The organism is Kosmotoga olearia TBF 19.5.1 (genome assembly GCF_000023325.1).
GTDB lineage: Bacteria > Thermotogota > Thermotogae > Petrotogales > Kosmotogaceae > Kosmotoga > Kosmotoga olearia.
The window spans coordinates 1,171,622-1,190,003 of record NC_012785.1; the positions used below are offsets into that span (position 1 = coordinate 1,171,622).

Consider the following 18,382-nt stretch of genomic DNA (forward strand, 5'->3'; position numbering starts at 1 on the left):
TAAGAGAGGGAATGCACATTCTTCCCTCTCTTTTCCCGTTTTTCTTTTCTTTTTTTTCACTTCATCTTTCTTCTGTGATGTTCGGAGGTGGACTTTTTGGATTGGAGGACATTATTGCAGAATTTTGTTAACGGTTTGAGTCTGGGTTCACTGTATGCACTTATAGCGATCGGCTATACTATGGTTTATGGTATTTTAAGGTTGATAAACTTCGCCCATGGCGATGTTTTCATGATGTCTGTTTATTTCGCTTTCTATTTCGTTACTATCGGAAAGCTTCCATGGTGGCTTTCATTTGCTTTGGCGATTCTTGGAGCGGCTCTGTTGGGATTTGCTATAGACAGAGTTGCATATAAACCTATAAGAAATGCACCTCGTGTTTCAGCACTTATAACAGCAATTGGTGTATCGTTTTTTCTTGAAAGTCTGGCGGTAGTTGTATTTTCCGGTATTCCTAAATCTTTCCGCAATATCTATCCGAATTTTCTGAACAAAATGATAATTATAGGTGGCCATGAAGAAATCAAGTACGGAAGAAAGGTCATAATGGGAGGATTGCGTTTTCCTCTGGTTTCTCTGGTCACATTGATCATAACAGGAATAATACTGGTAATTCTGTGGTGGATAATTTACAGGACAAAAATAGGAATGGCAATGAGAGCAGTTTCAGTTGATATTCCTACAACAGCTCTCATGGGAATAAATGTAGATAATGTTATTGGATTTACTTTTGCTTTTGGCTCAGCATTAGCGGCAATAGGAGGACTGCTCTGGGCTAGCCGATACCCGCAGATCTGGCCGTATATGGGCTTTATGCCAGGATTGAAAGCTTTCATTGCAGCCGTTTTCGGTGGTATTGGCTCCATTCAGGGAGCTGTAATTGGTGGATTGCTATTGGGGTTAACAGAGATAATGTTGGTGGGGATCTTCCCGAGCCTGGCTGGTTATAGAGATGCGTTCGCTTTTTTCATACTCATCATTATTCTTTCTTTGAAACCCAATGGTTTACTGGGTAAGAAAATTATCGTAAAGGTGTGATGTCAGTGAGATTATCTAAGAGAGTTAACTTAATACTGACGATAACATTTTTGCTTTTCATCGCTCTTTTGCTTTACCTGGCCGACGGGAATCTTAACACCTATTATGTAAGGATTATCTCTCTCATTGGTATATACGGAATAATGGCGGTTAGCCTGACTTTAATCAATGGAATCACAGGTATTTTTTCACTGGGACATGCCGGATTTATGGCCATCGGTGCCTACACTTCTGCGCTGTTGACCATGTCCGTACAACAAAAAGAAATGACTTTCATTCTAGATAAGCTCATCTGGCCGTTCAATTCGATACAGATCCCATTTCTTCCGGCAACGTTGATCGGCGGACTTGTAGCTGCTGGTTTTGCTTTCTTAATTGGATGGCCGTCTCTTAGGTTGTCCGGAGATTACCTTGCGATCACAACATTAGGATTCAGCGAAATAATAAGGATCCTGGCACTCAACCTGAGATCTGTAACAAATGGTGCTCTCGGGCTTAAGGGTATTCCAACCTACACCAACGTGTGGTGGGCCTGGGGCTGGTTATTTGTTACGGTGTTGTTCATAGCTAGCTTGGTCAACAGTAGTTATGGAAGAGCATTGAAGGCAATACGTGAAGATCGTGTCGCAGCTGAATCGATGGGGATAAACGTTTTCAGGCATCAGTTAATGGCCTTTGTCGTAGGAGGATTTTTTGCCGGTATTGCGGGTTCTCTTTATGCCCACTGGTTATCCACAATTGATCCCAGAACAACCACAATAGGAGTCCTACTGACTTTCAACGCTTTGATAATGATAGTTATAGGCGGTCTCGGCAGTATAAGTGGTGCCATCATTGGTGCAGCTCTTTTCGCTTTCCTGACCGAGTGGCTGAGATTCCTAGAGGAATCTATAAAGATTTTCTCATTCGAATTCTCCGGTATTCCTGGCATGAGAATGCTGGTACTTTCGGCTCTCTTCGTAATCGTGATGATCTTCTGGCCACGCGGCATAATGGGAAAAAATGAGTTGACATGGAATAATCTGTACAACTGGATCTTTAGAAAAAAGGGTGAAGCCAATGAGTAAACTGTTAGAACTTAATCACGTAACCATGAAGTTTGGTGGGCTTGTTGCCGTAAATGATTTCGATAATTACATTGAAGAAGGAGAAATTCTCGGCTTGATTGGCCCCAATGGTGCAGGAAAAACAACTGTGTTCAATGTGATCACAGGTGTTTATGTTCCAACAGAAGGGCGAATAATCTTTAATGGTGTGGATATCACACCTTTTAAGCCTCACCAGATCACGCATCTTGGCATTGCTAGAACGTTCCAGAACATAAGGTTGTTTGAAGAAATGACCGTTCTGGAAAATGTTATGGTGGCCCAGCATCACGAGCTTGCTACGACAGATGCTGAAAAATTGTTGCGGCAAGCAGGTAGGGAACCTTACGGTGCTGGTGGGATGTGGTTCTGGAAAGCTGTTTTGAGATTGGGTTATCTAGACAAAGAAAAAAGCATAATGAAAAAATCAATGGAGCTCTTAGAACGGATGGGATTGGCGGAATTTGCAAACGAAAAAGCGAGTTCTCTTCCATACGGTGCACAACGGCTTTTGGAAATTGCAAGGGCTTTAGCAACTGATGCAAAACTTCTCTTGCTGGACGAGCCTGCCGCCGGAATGAATCCATCCGAAAGTCATGATTTGATGAATATGATCCGGAAAATCCGGGACGAATTTGGTGTTACTATTTTCCTTATAGAACATGATATGAAAGTCGTCATGGGATTGTGTGAACGTATTTTAGTCATGGATTACGGAAAACTCATCGCAAACGGAACACCCGAAGAGGTTCAGAAGAATCCGAAAGTAATAGAGGCTTATCTCGGGGAGGAATGGCAGAATGTCGGAACGTGATTTCTTATTGACAATAGAAGATCTCAGGGTAAACTATGGAGCAATAAAAGCTTTGAAAGGTATAAGCCTCAACGTTCCCCAAGGGAAAATAGTTACATTGATCGGTGCAAATGGTGCGGGAAAAACAACCACGCTTTCGGCTATTAGTGGCTTAGTGAAAGCTGCATCTGGAAAAATTACTTTTAACGGCGAAGATATAACCAATCTTCCACCTCACGAAATTAACCACAGAGGAATTTCGTTAGTTCCTGAAGGCAGGAGAATATTCCCAAATCTGACGGTACGGGAAAATCTCCTCATGGGAGCCTACAACAGAAAAGACAAAGATGAAGTCCAGAAAAGTATGCAATGGGTATTCGACTTATTTCCCCGTTTGAAAGAACGTATAAACCAGCTTGGTGGAACGCTTTCAGGCGGTGAACAGCAAATGTTGGCCATAAGCAGGGCTTTGATGTCAAAACCAAAGCTCCTCATGATGGATGAACCATCTCTTGGCCTTGCTCCCATGCTGGTAATGGAGGTTTTTGAAGTCATAAAAAAGATAAACGAAGATGGCGGAACAATTCTCCTAATTGAACAGAACGCAGCTGGAGCACTCAAGGTTTCTCATTATGGCTACGTTCTCGAAACAGGAAGGATAACGCTTGAAGGCCCTTCAAAAGAGCTTTTAGCTAACGAAGAGGTTAAAAACGCTTATTTAGGAATTTGAGCTTAAAACACTTGAGAGGGTTGAAGATATGCGTATAGGCATAATTGGTGTAGGAAACATTGGAAGTATCCTTGCCAGAAAGATTCATAATAGATTTTCAATGGACGTGGGAATGCTTTTTCTGTGCGACCGTTTTCCCGAAAAACTCAGGGATTTTGCCGATAATGATAAAGTTAAAATCTCTGACGACCCAGAGAAAGTTTGTGAACAGTCGGATGTGATATTTCTTGCCGTCAAACCTCAAGACGCAGATAACTTGCTATCACAGATAGCAAGCATAGACTTTTCGGAAAAAGCGGTTGTGAGCACGATGACGGGAATTTCCGTGTCGACAATTCAGAAAGCGTTGGATGCAAAAAACGTCGCCAGAATTATGCCAAATATCCCAATAGATATAGGAAAAGGTGTAATCGCGCTTTATTTTTCTGATTCCTTTGAGAAAGCCAGAAGGGAACTCATTCTTAAACTTTTGGACCCTCTTGGTACAGTTATTACCGTAAACGAGAAAGATTTTCCGGCTGTTACGGCGTTGAGTGGTAGCGGCCCGGCGTTCATTTTTGTTATTATAGAGGCATTGATTGACGTTGGGCTGAAAATGGGGCTTTCGTATGATACTTCTAGAGCACTGATTCTTGATATGATTCTCGGCTCGGTAGAGCTGTTAAAAGTGAAAGGGAACCATCCTGGTGAGTTCAGGCACATAGTGACTTCTCCCGGAGGGACAACGATCGAAGGGATCTATTCTTTGGAGCGTGAAGGTCTCAGGGGTACGATTATGAAAGTCCTTTTTGACACCTACTCTCGAGCTATCGATATAAGTAAGAAGGCTTCAGGTGTAGATAATACATAATTTTTTTCATTTTTCGGACTATTTCCTGTATAATTTCTAATATCCTTGCGCTATTTTCATGGTGCCCTTGTCTTCTGTTTAATAAGAAGATAAGGGCACCAAGATTTCAGGCAAATGTTTCTAATATCCTTCCGTAACTACAAAATTTAGGTTAATAGGAAAAGATTCTTAGAAATGAACGGTAAAACTCGCTCTTGTAATAAAAGCATACTTGAGTAGATATTCTTAGTTCAATAGTATGGTAGAATTTTGGTGTGACATTAAGTCATGTCATCCACGGTTTGTTCTCAATTTAGGAGTCTATTTCGTATTTTTTAACATATAAAAACGATGAACTACTTCTTTTCTTATTTTAACTGGGAAGTAGTAGGGTTTATTTGCCTAAAAAACATTATGTATGCTTGAAGCATACAACTTTTTATGTCTGATATTATGTATAATGATATTGATTGGTGGTGAAGTGTTTTGGTAAGCTTTGTGTACGGTGTGATCATAGGATTTGTATTTGCGTTTATTGGGTACGTGAAAAATCACTTCACAAAAAAGCTTCTGGACGTTAATTATTCAGACGATGTTGATTACTCTGTTGTGGCTGTCATTGCCGCAAAGAATGAAGAAAGTGTTATAGAAAATACCGTTCGCAATTTGTTGACTAATTCCCCCCGATCTTTTCGGGTAATTGTTGTTGACGATAAATCCACGGATTCCACATATAAAATCCTGAGCGAGTTGTCAAGGGAATTTCCAAATTTGACCGTTGTTCGTAACACTGGTGCTCCAGGTAAATCTGAAGCTTTGAATGTTGCTCTTGATCTGGTCAAAGAGGATATTGTACTTTTCCTTGATGCTGACGCGCGTGTGGATTGGGATTTTATTAAGGAGTATTCCAAACTCTTCCGCTCCCCTGAAATTAATGTTGTATTCACAGACTTCGAATCATATAATCAATCACGTACCCTGGCAGTTATTCTCCAGGATCTTTATTTTTCCTTTATAAAAGCATTCGTATATTCTGGACTGTTTTCACCAACGATCTTCATGAACAGCGGCGTTTTCATCAGGAGAAAGGTTTTCGATATTGTTGGAAAGTTCGATCCACAAACTCTCGTGGATGATTTTGATTTAGCTCTTAGGCTCTGGAAGAGGAAACTCAAAGTGAAATTCGTCAGAGGCAAAAGGTGCAAGATACAGTATGCTTTCAGACTACAAGATTTATTCAAACAACACTGTCGCTGGTACATTGGGGGCATCAAAAAAATCTTTGAACAGTTCTCTGAGGGTTACTATCTCGGTATTATAGCGATAGTAGCAATTGGAGCATTTGTGCTTTTTCCTATTTTGATGCTTGTATTAGCATACTTGCTAAAGGCTGATTATCTACTCAGCACAGTTATGCCGTTGTTCTGGGGCATTTTATACTCAAGTTCTTTGTTCAGCTATCTTTTCCACGATGGCCACAGGCCAAAAGAAATACTTATTAACACCATTATAGGTGTTCCTGTAATGTACGCTTTCTTCCAAATCGCTATTCTGGTTTCTTTTGTCAGGTCTTTTGAAAAGAAATCTACGTGGTATAAGGTCAAGCGAGAAAAGATATGAAGGCCATGGGTTTACTTAAGGGTGTGTGAAAAAATGGCTCCATTGATTACGATAATCGTACCGGTCTTCAACGAAGAATTCTTTTTGGAAGATACATTGAGATCAATTCGGGCACAAAGCTTCAAAAATTACGAGCTCATCGTTGTTGACAATGGCAGTACCGACAAAAGTCCTGAGATTGCGAAAAAGTACGCTGATAAGGTGGTATTTGAAGAGCGAAAAGGCTCTATCTATGCAATGCATAAGGGATTCGAAATGGCGGCTGGAGATATAATAACCAGCTGTGATGCTGATACGCTTTATCCAAATAATTGGTTGGCAAAAATGGTTCAAGCCTTTCAAAAAGACAAAGTTGTGGCAGTATACGGCCCCATGGCTTTTAGAGAGAATGGACCGGTTTTAAGAAGGCTTACTGTATTCAGTTACTGTTTGCTTAATGGACTTTCAAATCTCGCAGGTGTAAGTTTGTCAGGTGCGGCAAATCTTGGGATTAGAAAAGATGCGTATTTTGCTGTTGGCGGTTACAAATTGAATAGCAAAGTCGCTTCCCAGGATTTTATTCTTGTAAAAAAACTCAAAAAAATAGGCAAAGTCAAATTTTGTCCTTCTATGATATGTTACACTTCGAATCGGCGCTATACAAAGGTAAACTTCATGCACGGGCTCAAAGAAGCCTTTAGGTTATGGCTTGATGTGGCTCTCAACAGAAACAAGATTACCTATGACAATTATTATGATGAAGATTACTACAAGAAAAAGGAGAAACGATGAAAAAGAAGAACTCTTCCTTGCCCATTAGAGGAATGTTCGCTGGTATTGCTATAAGCATCATTATATTACTGGTTATACAAAAGATTTTTGGAGCCAAAATTGATTCTAGCTTACTAAAAAGTTCCTGGCCTATAGTTGTTGCTGCAATTTCTCTACTTTTCCTGAGTTTGGGCGTACCAGCTCTAAGATTGCTCCTTCTCCTGAAAAGTTTGAATGAGCGTTTGTCTTATTTTAGATCGTACAGGAGTACAATCTTAAGCTTGTTTTTTAGTGCTATTACCCCATTCGCTGCAGGTGGGCAACCATTTCAAATTTATGATTTAACAAAGGCTGGAATCAATGTTTCGCATGCATTGGCTGCCGTAATCTCACAGTACCTGATATCAAATTTCTCCACAGCTTTCCTGGCTGTTCTTCTATTACCACGTTATCTCAGTTACTTTGCTAAGCTAGAAACCACTGGTACAATATTTGCTTTTGGCATTGCTATAACGATTACTGTTGGAATATTCTTTACCTTTCTAGCTCTTTCAAGAAACCTGCTAATAAAATTTTTGAATTTTATTTCACATCGAAAGTTCTTACTCACTGTAATTGGAAAGTTGGCTAAAAAAGACAAAGAAACTATCGTGGGTGTTATCCGTGAGAAGTTTGAAAGATACAACGCTGGAATGCAAAACATTTGGTCTAAGAAACCTTTAACGCTTGTAATTGACTTCTTCTTAGCCCTGGGTTACCTGTTGATAAATTACAGTATTTTTTATGTAACCGTGGTTGGTATTTTGATGAATAAAGGTCAAAACTTCAATTTCTCTCTAATTGATAGTATAGCCGTGCAAACGCTTTTGAGCTTTGTAGTTTACTATATTCCTACCCCGGGATCGAGCGGAGGTTTTGAATCCGGGATGTTTGTTATGCTAAAGGGTATGCTTCCAAACCAATCACTGATTATCGCTATTTCAATCTGGAGATTTGTTACCTATCACTTTCTGATTCTGGTTGGGCTTATAAACTTTTTGCTGAGCTTTGGCCAAAAAGGCCAGAAGGAGTTGAACTAAACATGATCAAAAAACTATTACTTTCTCCAGTATATGAAATTATCTGGTTGTTTTAGTCTGGAATTATACTCTTCATTCTTCCTATGATCGCAAAGTCAAGATCTAAAGGAAAACTTCCGGAACCTCCCTTCATAATGTGCGTGACCCACGTTGGTAACTTTGACCCATTATTTGTTGTACGAACATCAAAACGTTACAGAGCAAAGGCTTTGTATCAAGTAGATGGACCATACCCGTTAGTGAGATTCCTTTACAAGGCATTTTGGCGATTTAGAGTTTCTCAAGATCCAAAGATAAAACAGACTCTGAACAAGAAAACCATACGGGACGTGATCCTGTATCTTAAAAAAGGTGGTACTGTCATGATATTTCCAGAAGGTTACTGGAACTGGGAAAAAAGACTTTACCCCGGAGTAGCTGTTGTTGCCCATAGAGCAAATGTACCGATCGTACCCGTTGGAATAGAGAATGGATATGTTTTCAGACCTGAACTTGATCATGAACCACCTCTAAAAGCCGTGAAACGTGTTATCAAAGATTACCGCAAACGTGGAACCATTACGGTCCATTTTGGTGAACCAATATATCCTGATCCGCTAAAAGAAGAAAAAGAAGATGTTGATCGAATGATGAAACTGATAGAGAGAAAATTCGGTGAGTACTACAATAGCTTCTATGACATGGAAGGCCCAAAGTGGATAGGATAACCTGTCCTCGTTTCGCAAAAAAACGGGTGGTATGACCACCCGTTCTTTAGCAGCTTGAATTTTTATCAGAGTTTGTATTTTCTCAACAGGTCATCGAGGGCTTCTCTAAGAAGCGAAGATTCCGTTCTATTGAGCATTTTTGCCAATTTCGAGAGTCCATCGAGTTGAGACTTAAAATAATAATTGGATTTTAAGACCATTTTTTGTTCTCTTTCCATAGGTGCGAAGACTATCTGGTTCAATTTCTCCTTGGCTTTTCGCATTCCTTCTGAAAGGAGATTGAGTAATTTTTCTATTGACGAAGCGTTCCTTGGGTATTCCCCTACGGATCCGGAAACGGTGAAAGTGATCTCTTTTCCATTACATTTAACCTTCCCATCCTCGATAATCTGCCTTATTTCCTGTATTTCCATGAACAGATTTTCAAGGGAGTATTCAGTAGAGTATACGAAAAATTCGTCACCAAAACGTACAAAAGATACCTTTTCTGGAAGATTTTGTTTCAGGATTTCTCCAAAAAATTTCAGTATTTTGTCTCCACACTCACGCCCGAATTTCTCGTTTAGGGGCCCGAAGTTGTCTATGTCCAGATTTCCGATGGTGAGGCGCCCTCCTCTGGCTGCCTGTTCGAGTTCGAGTTTCCATTCATCAAAAGTCATAAAAACACCTCTTTATATATAGATATATGTACATATATCAATATACATATCCAATATTTCCGATTCAGTTCATTTGTGTAAATTTGGGGTGAACTTAGTATTTATAGCAAAAAAGACAGGGGAGCCAAACGGCTCCCCTGTCTTTTTTTATTAAGATTTAATACAGGTTACAGTACCGGTATATATCGAACGTATGGAACGTATATCGTGATTTTTTGACCCGGGTATATAAGATCAGGATTTTCGATCCAGGGATTCCATCTGAGAATGTCTTTAACGCTTACTCCATAGATCTTGGCAATCTTGCTGAGCGTATCACCGTAGGTGACTTCGTGAACCTTTTCAACGACGACGTGCCAATTGTTATCTGTTTGTGCCTCCACGACTTCGTGCTCCATTACATAATCCGCTATGAGTTCGGCAACTTCCATCATAACTTCTCTTACCACGGGTTTCCCTTTGAACATGGTGTAGCCACCGCCACCACCTGCTCTGTAATTGTTGAGAACGATTTCGTATTCGGCTTCCATATCGATGGGTTTACCCTGGAATGTCAGTTCTACGATTCTGTCACCGACGGGCCTGTTGACGGCTATCGTGTAGTTTATGCCTTCCCACATGTCGTAGTTATAATGCCTTGGTTTGGGATCAACCCATGATTGGTTGACTTTTATTTGGTCATCTTCGAAAACGAAGTAATCTGCGCTCTTTTCAAGGGCATCTTTTATGTCTTTACCCTTAACCCTTAGAACTTTCAATGTATTTGGATATATGTACACCGCGTTAATGTCTCTCAGTGTTATTGGGCCTTCTTTCCAGCCTTTTATATCGTTGTTGAAGAGAGCGGAAGAAGAGATCGGGGCACCGCTGTAGTACATCTGGACTCTATTGATGAATTCTATCAATGGGTTATCTGCAAGACGTGCTATTAAAGGATCATCAATGTAGAAATCACCTTTTGCAAGTCCCACCGGCTGGTCGAGCCATTTCTGTACTTTGTCTTCGTAGGGCTGAACGAGTTCGAGAACTTCCTGATCGGCGTCAACAGTCTTTGAGCTGAGAAGTTCTACCTTTTTATCCACTACTTCCCATTTTCCGTTGGAATCGTCGAGAACGATGTCAATCTTACCGAGGGCTTTCCCCCAGTTTCTTGGCTGGGTAACAGCCACACCGTTGATGATTTCAGCTATTGATCTGTGCTGATGTCCGGTGAGAAGAGCATCGATTCCGGGCACTTCTTCGATCAACTGGTAGCCCTGATTTTCGCCAGTTAGTTCCTCTGTTGGTTCGCCCGTTTTTGGATCGCGTTCCAGTCCACCATGATAGCCAACTATCACCACATCGACGCCTTCCTCTTCCCTGAGGATTTTAACGTATTTTTTCGCTACTTCCACAGGATCAAGGAAATCCAGCTCAGCGATATTCTTCGGATCTTCCCAGTTAGGAATAAACTTTGTAGTCAATCCCAGAATCCCGACCTTTACACCGTCAACTTCAGTGATCAGATACGGCTTGAAATAAGGTTCTTCGGTCCCTTTTTTGACTATATTGGCACTCAGGAATGGGAAGTTAGCTTCTGAAACAGCCTTGTTTAGAATATTCATGCCGTAGTTGAATTCGTGGTTCCCGAGTATGCTGCATTGATACCCCATGTAATTCATAACAAGAACCATAGGGTCTACCGGTTCGTTATCGATACGAGCGTGGTAATACTCTAAAGGAGTTCCCTGAATCAGATCGCCTGTGTCGATGAGAAGAATGTTTGGATTTTCAGCTTTAACTGCTCTCACGAGGCTTTGAATCTTTCCAAGCCCGACGTAGTAAGGTTTATTGGTAGCGTAGTTGATGGGAAAGATGTTTCCGTGCAAGTCACTGGTGTGCAAGATTGTTAGAGTGACGGTTTTGGCCAGCATCGACAAAGCGAGCAGGAGTATTAAAAATACCAAAAAGGTTTTCCTCATACTTATTCCCCCTTGTCAATTTTTTTGACAACAGTATATTATACAAATTTACGGTTTAGCAGCAAAGTTTTGTGAAAAACGCTGTGTTACAGAATGGTTTCATTCGTGATGTACGACTTTTTTTATTGGAAGTTAGATGTTATAATTTCCTTCGCTGCCGCATTTTGTGTCTTCGATAAGTTCGCTATTTTGCTTGAACACTGCGTTATCTACCCTTTTCTTCACCTTGGGAACCGCTCCGTCCGAAAGGAGGAGTTTTTTGTGCGTGGTCTAGCAATTGCCAGAGCCTCTTTCTTGCGGAACCAGGTTTACCTGTTGAATCACGTCGCTGCCAACATCGGAAGTTTTGTTTTTGGCTATATCTTCGTCTGTATATGGAAAGCCGTTCTTGGCGATTCACCCGAAGCCTCGACCATGATTACTTACGTTATGGTCAACCAATCTGCACTCTGGGTAACCATGTTTCTTCCGCGCGGTGCTTTTTTAATCCGTAAGGTTTACGATGGAACGATCGTGTTCGACCTCATTCGACCCTATGGCCTGATGTACCAGAGTTTCTTTGAAGTTCTTGGGCATATCGTTTATAACTTTGTTTTCAGATCATTGCCCATTTATCTCCTGGGAGTAACGTTACTTGGCGTGAAGTTTCCGGATGCAGGAAGGATAATTCCTTATATGGTATCGGTTTCCAATGCCTTTGTAATCTCATTTTTCATGAACTATTTTGTGGGCTTATGGATGGTCAAATTTCTTAACTACACAGCTGCTCAGGGAATGTACTACTTTTTTATGAACCTTTTCGGAGGATATTTTTTACCAGCACAGTACTATCCAGCATTCCTGAGAAAGATAATGCCGTTGCTCCCTTTCGCCTCAACAAGCTATATACCGGGAAGTGTTTATCTTGGAAAAATTGATCCCATTAAGGCTTTTGGGATCCAGTGGTTCTGGATACTCACGTTGGGGCTTACAGCTTTTGGACTTACCGAGCTTATAAAAAAAGAAATCAGGATCCAGGGGGGATAAAATGGGTGTATTCAAAGCTCTTCTTGTTGCAAGTTTGAAATCTCAAATCGAATACCGCGTCAATTTTTACGTTGATATGATCGTAAGCGGGCTCGCGATGTTCAGTGATTTTCTCATAATTGCGTTTATGATGCTTACCTTTAAAGATATGGGAGGATGGTCACTTTCCGAAGTAGCAATTATCTACTCGATCGTAGAAGCTGGTTGGGGGATCTTTAGAATTTTTGGAGACGGCATCCTTCGTTTCCAGGATTTGATCATCACCGGACGTTTTGATGCTATTCTTGTCAGGCCGATTTCAACGATCAAACAACTTATTCTCCAGCGAATAGAACTAAGACGAATGGGCGATATTATTCAGGCTGTGGGTCTCGGTGCATTTGGAATCACGTACGCTGGTATGTGGAATGTTAGATTCATTCTGTGGTATATCGTCCTGGTAGCTTTTTCAGCAGTTATTCATTTCTGCATCAATCTATTACTCGCAACGGTAGCTTTCTGGTCAGTTAGGAATGAAGATATCAGGGTTGTGGCTTTTTATTCTACAAAAGCGGCGGCAGCTTATCCGATAAGTATCTACGGCCCTTTTCTGAGAAATATACTTACCTTTGTTATTCCATTGGCAACCATTGCTTATTATCCTCTCGCCTATTTGTTGCACAAAACGAACGACATCTTTGCTCTCTTTGCCCCATTTATTACGGTTTCCGTGCTCGTCCCTGTAACATTTCTACTCTGGGGAACCGGAGTAAAACATTACACCAGCACGGGAACGTAGCGGTTACACAGGAGGTGATCATTATGGATGATTTTATTGAAGTGAAAGAGCTACAAAAAAATTACACGGTTTATGAAAGAACAGGACTGAAAAGGAAGAAAAGAATAGTTAGAGCATTGAGAAATGTAGATTTTACCGTAAAACGCGGAGAATTCCTCGGCTATATCGGTCCAAATGGTGCCGGAAAGTCAACTACAATCAAAATTTTGACCGGGATCATGGTTCCGGATCATGGAACGGTTAGGGTAGATAAATGGTGTCCCTGGAAAAACAGAAAAGAGTATGTGAAAAACATAGGGGTTGTTTTCGGCCAAAAAACGCAGATGTGGTGGGATCTTCCGGTAAAGGACACCTATACTTTGTTGAAAGCGCTTTACAAAGTTCCTGACGATAAATATAGGAAGCATATTAAATATCTTATTGAGAGGCTGCACCTATCTGAAATCTTGAATCAACCAGTCAGGCAGCTCAGTTTAGGACAGCGTATGCGTGCGGAGCTCGCGGCAGCAATGATCCACGATCCAGATATTTTGTTTCTCGATGAACCGACAATCGGCCTGGATGTTGTTTCCAAACATAGAGTTCAGGATTTTTTAATGGAGCTAAACAGGCAAGGGAAGACAATATTCCTCACCACCCATGATCTGAAAGATATAGAGACCCTTTGCAACGAAATTTTGATCATAAACCACGGTACCCTCATTTACAAAGGAAAAGTCCCCGGATTGAAGGCGCTCACAGACATTCCGACAGTTATCAGGGCTACATTAAAAGAGTCCTACAAAAAAGTTTCCTCAGAAAGCCTTAGGTTCCTATCTGAGATAGGTGGAACATATCATCAGGAAAGGGACGAGATCGTTGTAAAACTACATAATAAAGAACGTCCTGGTGAAATTGCAAAGAGACTTTTTCAGAAGTTTGAGATTGAAGATTTCCGGGTGGAAGAACCTGATATAGAAGAGATCATAAAAGCCATTTACAGACAAAATTAGAAGGCAAAAAAACAGGTGGGGGGTGCCCACCTGTTTTTTATTATGTTTTCTATTTCTCAATCCTCAAGTTCTTCTACCAACGGTTTCTGTGATTTCGAGTTAGCAATAGCTTTTGCAGATTCATAAATCATCCAGGCGGTAATGAGCAATGTGACAACTGAGATGAATATCAGCAGCCAGTTCTGGGTTGCGATAAATTTATTCAGGTTGTAGAAGGTTGCCCATATTGTCATCGTCAGCATGAACACCATTGGAATAAGAGTAACGTAGAAAGGTCTCTTCTTCTTTGCGAGATAAACCGTTGCAATCATAAGAGCAAGACCGGCGAGAAGCTGGTTAAGAGCACCAAAGAGTGGCCAGAGTATGAGAGCACCCTTACCACCGGGCTTCAAGAAAGCGAGGACTGCTGCTGCAAAAACTACCACAAATGTTGCAACGTATCTATTGTCAAAGGGTTTGATAGTTTTACCTTTGCGGTTTTTCAAAAGTTCCTGCAACGAAAATCTCTGAATCCTCGTAGCTGAATCGAGAGTTGTCCCAGCAAAGGAGACGATGAAGACCGCCATGATGGAAGCGGCCAGATCTCTAGGTATACCGAGAGAAGCCATAAGGTTGGCAGATCCATCAACAACGGCCGCAAGCTTTGCACCAAGCCCACTCGCGCTCGCCCAGCTTGCATATCTTTCAGTGAATACCTGAGCGCCTCCTGACATACCGAGTCCGGCTGTAACGGCTATGATAACGAGTGTGGCAAGAACGCCTTCCAGAATCATTCCGCCGTACCCAACAGCCAGCGTATCCGTCTCTTTGTCAACCTGTTTTACCGTTGTTCCTGAAGCAGCCAGACTGTGGAATCCAGAAATCGCTCCACATGCGATAGTTATAAATAGCATTGGGAGTATTGGCGGGGCATCCGGGACGCTATTGAATGCAGGAGCCACTATGGTTGGGTGTGCCACAAATACGCCAGCCGTTAAGAGCCCCATAGCTATTAAGAGTTCGTGGGAGTTTATGTAATCCCTTGGCTGTAAGAGCCAGTGAACGGGAAGTGTCGAGGCTATGAAAACGTATACGAAGAGTATCAACGACCATGTGATAACGGATGATCCTGCTATTGGAGGAACCGTTATCGGGAGATACAGACCTATCCAGATCGTAACATACATGGCTATTATTGCTATGATTGACCATACGACATCGCTCTTGCCTTTTTTGTAAATCATGTAGGAAAGGAGCAAAGCTATGGGAATTTCCATCCAGACGGGGAATACTGATGCCGGGTACATGTTAAAAAGTATACCCATTATCATGGCGAATATGGCTATAACGATCCACAGCAAGAACTGGATGAGTATGAGGAATACAACAGCTGTTCGATTGCTTATGAGCCCTCTTGTGAGTTCGCCTATGGTTTTCCCCTCATGCCTTGCAGAGATTACAAGGGCTGAGAAATCATGAACAGCTCCCATGAAGATCGAACCAAAGAAAACCCAGATAAAAGCTGGAACCCATCCCCAGATAACACCTATTGCGGGGCCAACTATCGGACCGGTACCGGCAATGGTTGTGAAGTGGTGCCCGAGTATAATATGACGCTTTGTGGGAACGTAATCGACCCCATCTTCGTACTTGTGGGAAGGCATCACGTTTTTGTTGTTTAGTTTGAAGATCTTGTTTCCTATCCATCTGCCGTAGGTGTTGTAGGCGATGATATACCCAACAAACGTGAGTATAGCCAGAAACAATGAGTTCATAAGCTCTCCTCCTCCATTGAGATTAGTAAACCCGCAATCTTAATTTTATTAATTGAATTTGTGAACGATCAATTCTTTTGGAGCAAAAGGCGCAGATTTTGGAGTGAAAGGCGGGCTAGAGGTGGAGGAGCTTCTTAATCTTACTTTTGTAGTTCTTTCCTATCGGGATTTCCTTTCCATTGGAAAGAGTGAGAAAGTATGAACGGCTTCCTGGCCATGAGGAGAAACGTCTAACTTTTTTTAGGTTTACAATAAATGACTTATGTACTCTTGCAAAAAAAGATGGAAGACTTGATTCTAATTCTGAGAGATTGTAACGATAAACTTCAAGCTCATCTTCTTTCGTGTGGAGATAAACTTTTTTATCCATAGACTCGAAATAGAAAATCTCTTCAAGATCAACCATCTCAAGAAGATTATCTTCTTTCACCGGAACTTTTTCCAGCACTCCCTCTTTAGCCAGAACCTTTTCGATGCGTTCAACTGTTACCGCGAACCTTTCCGGACTTACCGGTTTCATCAGGTAATCCACTGCATCAACTTCAAAAGCATCGAGAGCATATTCATCATAGGCAGATATGAAAACGACAAGGACCTTTTCTTCAAGTCGATTCAACAGTTCAACAAATTCAACTCCATTGAATCCAGGAAGCTGGATATCGAGAAAAACAACATTCGGTTTTTTTGTTTTAATTATGTCCAGGGCCTCTTCCGCCGAAGAAGCTTCGCCCATCACTTCAATATTTTGATAATCTTCGATAAGCTCGATAATTGCTTTCCTGGCGATTATTTCATCGTCGACAACGATAGCTTTTATATTCATAAGCTTTTGGCGTTTAGATTTTCAATTTCAAAACTCGGAGAAATAAACGCCTATGCCTCCCTTCTTCAAGCATACTTAGCTTATTTCACTAACCTTTTTCTTTGCCAGTGATTCCGGTATTCTTATCGTTATGGTCGTCCCTTTCATTGGTTTGCTATTAACTTCCAAATGGGCTTTTTCTCCGTACAGGTTAGACAATCTTTCCCTTATCAATTTTAACCCAATACCTGTTTGAAGCTTATTTTCATTTTCTATACCCTTTCCTGTGTCGAATATCAAGATCTCGACATTCCTTGATTTAACTTTCACACTGATTCTTACGAATAGCTTTTTGTTTGGTATCATGCCGTGCTTGATCGAGTTCTCTACTATCGGTTGGATTGTAAAAGGTGGAATCCAAAATGGTTCTTTGAGGTCCTTTTCCATTTTGAAGTCCAAAAGCTCGCCAAAACGGATTTTCATGAGTTGCAGGTAATTTCTTACAAAAGAGAGTTCGTCGTCCAGAGGAACGAAGGTTCTCTTTTCGCGAAGTGTATATCTCATCATTTCTGAGAGTTTTAGGATCATTTCTCTGGCTTTTTCTGAATCGTGCCTGGTTAGGTAAGCCAGAGCATTGAGTATGTTGAAAAGGAAATGAGGATCTGTTTTGGCTACAAGTTGCCTGTAACGCGCTTCCGCGTTGTCTCTGGCTTCTTTGCTGGTTTTTGAAAGTTCGAGTTCAAGAGAAAGTATCTGTCCAAGGCCCTTTGCAAAGGTTATCTCGTACTTCTCTATGTCATTTTCCTTTGTTTTGTATAACTTCAACGTTCCAATAGTCTCGCCATTTGTGAATTTTATGGGAATGAGAATGCCTCTGAACAGGGGACAGTTTTTATGACTGCAACCAATACCTGAACGGTGTTTTATTAGTCTAGCTTTACCTTTTTGAATGGTTAGTCTTGTGGATTCTGTGAGATTTGGATTTCCCGGGGTGTGGTGATCTTCGCCGGCGCCAACGTGACTCAGGATTTTTTCTCTTGTTGTGAGCGCTACAGCGTCAAAACTTGTCAATTTCTTTATCGTTTCACATATCTGTCTTGCTGTGGTCTCATTGAGTCCTTTATCTATAAGACCTATCGTGTTCTCTACTATTTTGAACATCGATTGAGTGGTTTCTTCGGTTACATTCTCTTTTTCTATTTGGAGGTTTCTGAATATGAGTGAAAGCAATAAGACGCCGATTGAATTTCCTAAAACCATTGGAAGCAAAACAGTGGTCACTATGTCTGCGGCAATGTCTTTTGGGAAGGTTACCAGATAAACAAAGCCAAGGTGTAAAAATTCCATTCCAATTGTCAAGGGAACCACAAACTGAGGACGTAGAAGCTTCGGCCCGAAGAGTTTTCGTGAAAAACCTGTTAGAACACCAACCATGATGGTTGCTAATGAACACGATATCCCGGTAACTCCTCCAAGGGTCATCCTGTGAAGTCCAGCGATAAGGCCGCTTATAGTTCCGGATATCGGCCCGCCTATGACTGCTGCGATTATAACCCCCATATCTCGATAGTTTGTTATAGCCGTTTTATACTCTATTCCGAGAAAGGTTCCTATGATACCGAGAACTCCCCCAAGAATTCCTATAAAAATGGTTGATTGTGGTTTGGAACGTATGATTAGGTGTCTTTGAGAGAAAGAAAAAGTGAAAATAATATAGATGGTCATGGTGATTATGGCTACTCTCTCAATCAGGATGAAAGCGATGTTTTCAAACATACT

16 protein-coding genes and 1 pseudogene are annotated in these 18,382 nt (G+C 41.2%); 12 read left to right on the top strand and 5 right to left on the bottom strand.

Annotated features, from left to right (window positions below):
* Positions 1-96 precede the first annotated feature (96 nt).
* The 9 genes and pseudogenes from KOLE_RS05560 (at position 97) to KOLE_RS05600 (ending at position 8,631) form a co-directional block, all read left to right on the top strand.
* Positions 97-1,038, top strand: coding sequence for a branched-chain amino acid ABC transporter permease (locus KOLE_RS05560; RefSeq protein ID WP_041288675.1), 942 nt, complete (start codon positions 97-99; stop codon positions 1,036-1,038).
* Positions 1,038-2,105 (top strand): branched-chain amino acid ABC transporter permease, encoded by a 1,068-nt coding sequence (locus tag KOLE_RS05565; protein WP_015868464.1) that lies wholly within the window; start codon positions 1,038-1,040, stop codon positions 2,103-2,105. Before KOLE_RS05560 ends, KOLE_RS05565 begins: the two co-directional genes overlap by 1 nt.
* Entirely contained in the window at positions 2,098-2,937 is an 840-nt protein-coding gene (locus KOLE_RS05570) for an ABC transporter ATP-binding protein (protein WP_015868465.1), read from the top strand. Before KOLE_RS05565 ends, KOLE_RS05570 begins: the two co-directional genes overlap by 8 nt.
* Complete coding sequence (locus tag KOLE_RS05575; RefSeq protein ID WP_015868466.1) at positions 2,924-3,646, top strand: ABC transporter ATP-binding protein; 723 nt, start codon at positions 2,924-2,926, stop codon at positions 3,644-3,646. Before KOLE_RS05570 ends, KOLE_RS05575 begins: the two co-directional genes overlap by 14 nt.
* A gap of 25 nt (positions 3,647-3,671) precedes the next feature.
* A pseudogene (proC, locus tag KOLE_RS05580) lies at positions 3,672-4,496 on the top strand (pyrroline-5-carboxylate reductase); the annotation flags it as partial.
* Positions 4,497-4,961: 465 nt separating this feature from the next.
* Positions 4,962-6,095 (top strand): glycosyltransferase family 2 protein, encoded by a 1,134-nt coding sequence (locus KOLE_RS05585; RefSeq protein ID WP_015868468.1) that lies wholly within the window; start codon positions 4,962-4,964, stop codon positions 6,093-6,095.
* A 33-nt stretch (positions 6,096-6,128) separates the two neighbouring features.
* Positions 6,129-6,866: a glycosyltransferase family 2 protein gene (locus tag KOLE_RS05590; RefSeq protein WP_015868469.1), complete on the top strand. Its 738-nt coding sequence runs from the start codon at positions 6,129-6,131 to the stop codon at positions 6,864-6,866.
* On the top strand, positions 6,863-7,924 hold the full coding sequence (locus tag KOLE_RS05595) for a lysylphosphatidylglycerol synthase transmembrane domain-containing protein (protein WP_015868470.1): 1,062 nt from the start codon (positions 6,863-6,865) through the stop codon (positions 7,922-7,924). The genes KOLE_RS05590 and KOLE_RS05595 overlap by 4 nt, the downstream gene beginning before the upstream one ends.
* A gap of 83 nt (positions 7,925-8,007) precedes the next feature.
* Positions 8,008-8,631 (top strand): lysophospholipid acyltransferase family protein, encoded by a 624-nt coding sequence (locus KOLE_RS05600; RefSeq protein ID WP_015868471.1) that lies wholly within the window; start codon positions 8,008-8,010, stop codon positions 8,629-8,631.
* A gap of 65 nt (positions 8,632-8,696) precedes the next feature.
* On the opposite strand, the gene KOLE_RS05605 is transcribed toward KOLE_RS05600, so the two are convergent.
* Both KOLE_RS05605 and KOLE_RS05610 read right to left on the bottom strand, forming a co-directional pair.
* Positions 8,697-9,290: a GGDEF domain-containing protein gene (locus tag KOLE_RS05605; protein ID WP_015868472.1), complete on the bottom strand. Its 594-nt coding sequence runs from the start codon at positions 9,288-9,290 to the stop codon at positions 8,697-8,699.
* Positions 9,291-9,457: 167 nt separating this feature from the next.
* On the bottom strand, positions 9,458-11,251 hold the full coding sequence (locus KOLE_RS05610) for a 5'-nucleotidase C-terminal domain-containing protein (protein WP_015868473.1): 1,794 nt from the start codon (positions 11,249-11,251) through the stop codon (positions 9,458-9,460).
* Between the two features lie 261 nt (positions 11,252-11,512).
* Here KOLE_RS05610 and KOLE_RS05615 point away from each other — a divergent pair, with 261 nt between their 5' ends.
* Genes KOLE_RS05615 through KOLE_RS05625 form a run of 3 tightly spaced genes read left to right on the top strand, consistent with a single transcriptional unit; the run spans position 11,513 to position 14,047 of the window.
* Positions 11,513-12,277 (top strand): ABC transporter permease, encoded by a 765-nt coding sequence (locus tag KOLE_RS05615; RefSeq protein ID WP_015868474.1) that lies wholly within the window; start codon positions 11,513-11,515, stop codon positions 12,275-12,277.
* Between the two features lies 1 nt (position 12,278).
* Complete coding sequence (locus KOLE_RS05620) at positions 12,279-13,055, top strand: ABC transporter permease (protein WP_015868475.1); 777 nt, start codon at positions 12,279-12,281, stop codon at positions 13,053-13,055.
* Positions 13,056-13,078: 23 nt separating this feature from the next.
* Complete coding sequence (locus tag KOLE_RS05625) at positions 13,079-14,047, top strand: ABC transporter ATP-binding protein (RefSeq protein WP_015868476.1); 969 nt, start codon at positions 13,079-13,081, stop codon at positions 14,045-14,047.
* Between the two features lie 56 nt (positions 14,048-14,103).
* On the opposite strand, the gene KOLE_RS05630 is transcribed toward KOLE_RS05625, so the two are convergent.
* From KOLE_RS05630 to KOLE_RS05640, 3 genes are all read right to left on the bottom strand, one after another.
* Positions 14,104-15,801 (bottom strand): carbon starvation CstA family protein, encoded by a 1,698-nt coding sequence (locus tag KOLE_RS05630; RefSeq protein ID WP_015868477.1) that lies wholly within the window; start codon positions 15,799-15,801, stop codon positions 14,104-14,106.
* Between the two features lie 115 nt (positions 15,802-15,916).
* Positions 15,917-16,624: a LytR/AlgR family response regulator transcription factor gene (locus tag KOLE_RS05635; RefSeq protein WP_015868478.1), complete on the bottom strand. Its 708-nt coding sequence runs from the start codon at positions 16,622-16,624 to the stop codon at positions 15,917-15,919.
* 75 nt (positions 16,625-16,699) lie between these two features.
* The gene (locus KOLE_RS05640) at positions 16,700-18,379 is read right to left on the bottom strand and encodes a LytS/YhcK type 5TM receptor domain-containing protein (RefSeq protein ID WP_015868479.1); all 1,680 of its coding nucleotides are present in this window, start codon (positions 18,377-18,379) and stop codon (positions 16,700-16,702) included.
* Positions 18,380-18,382 lie beyond the last annotated feature (3 nt).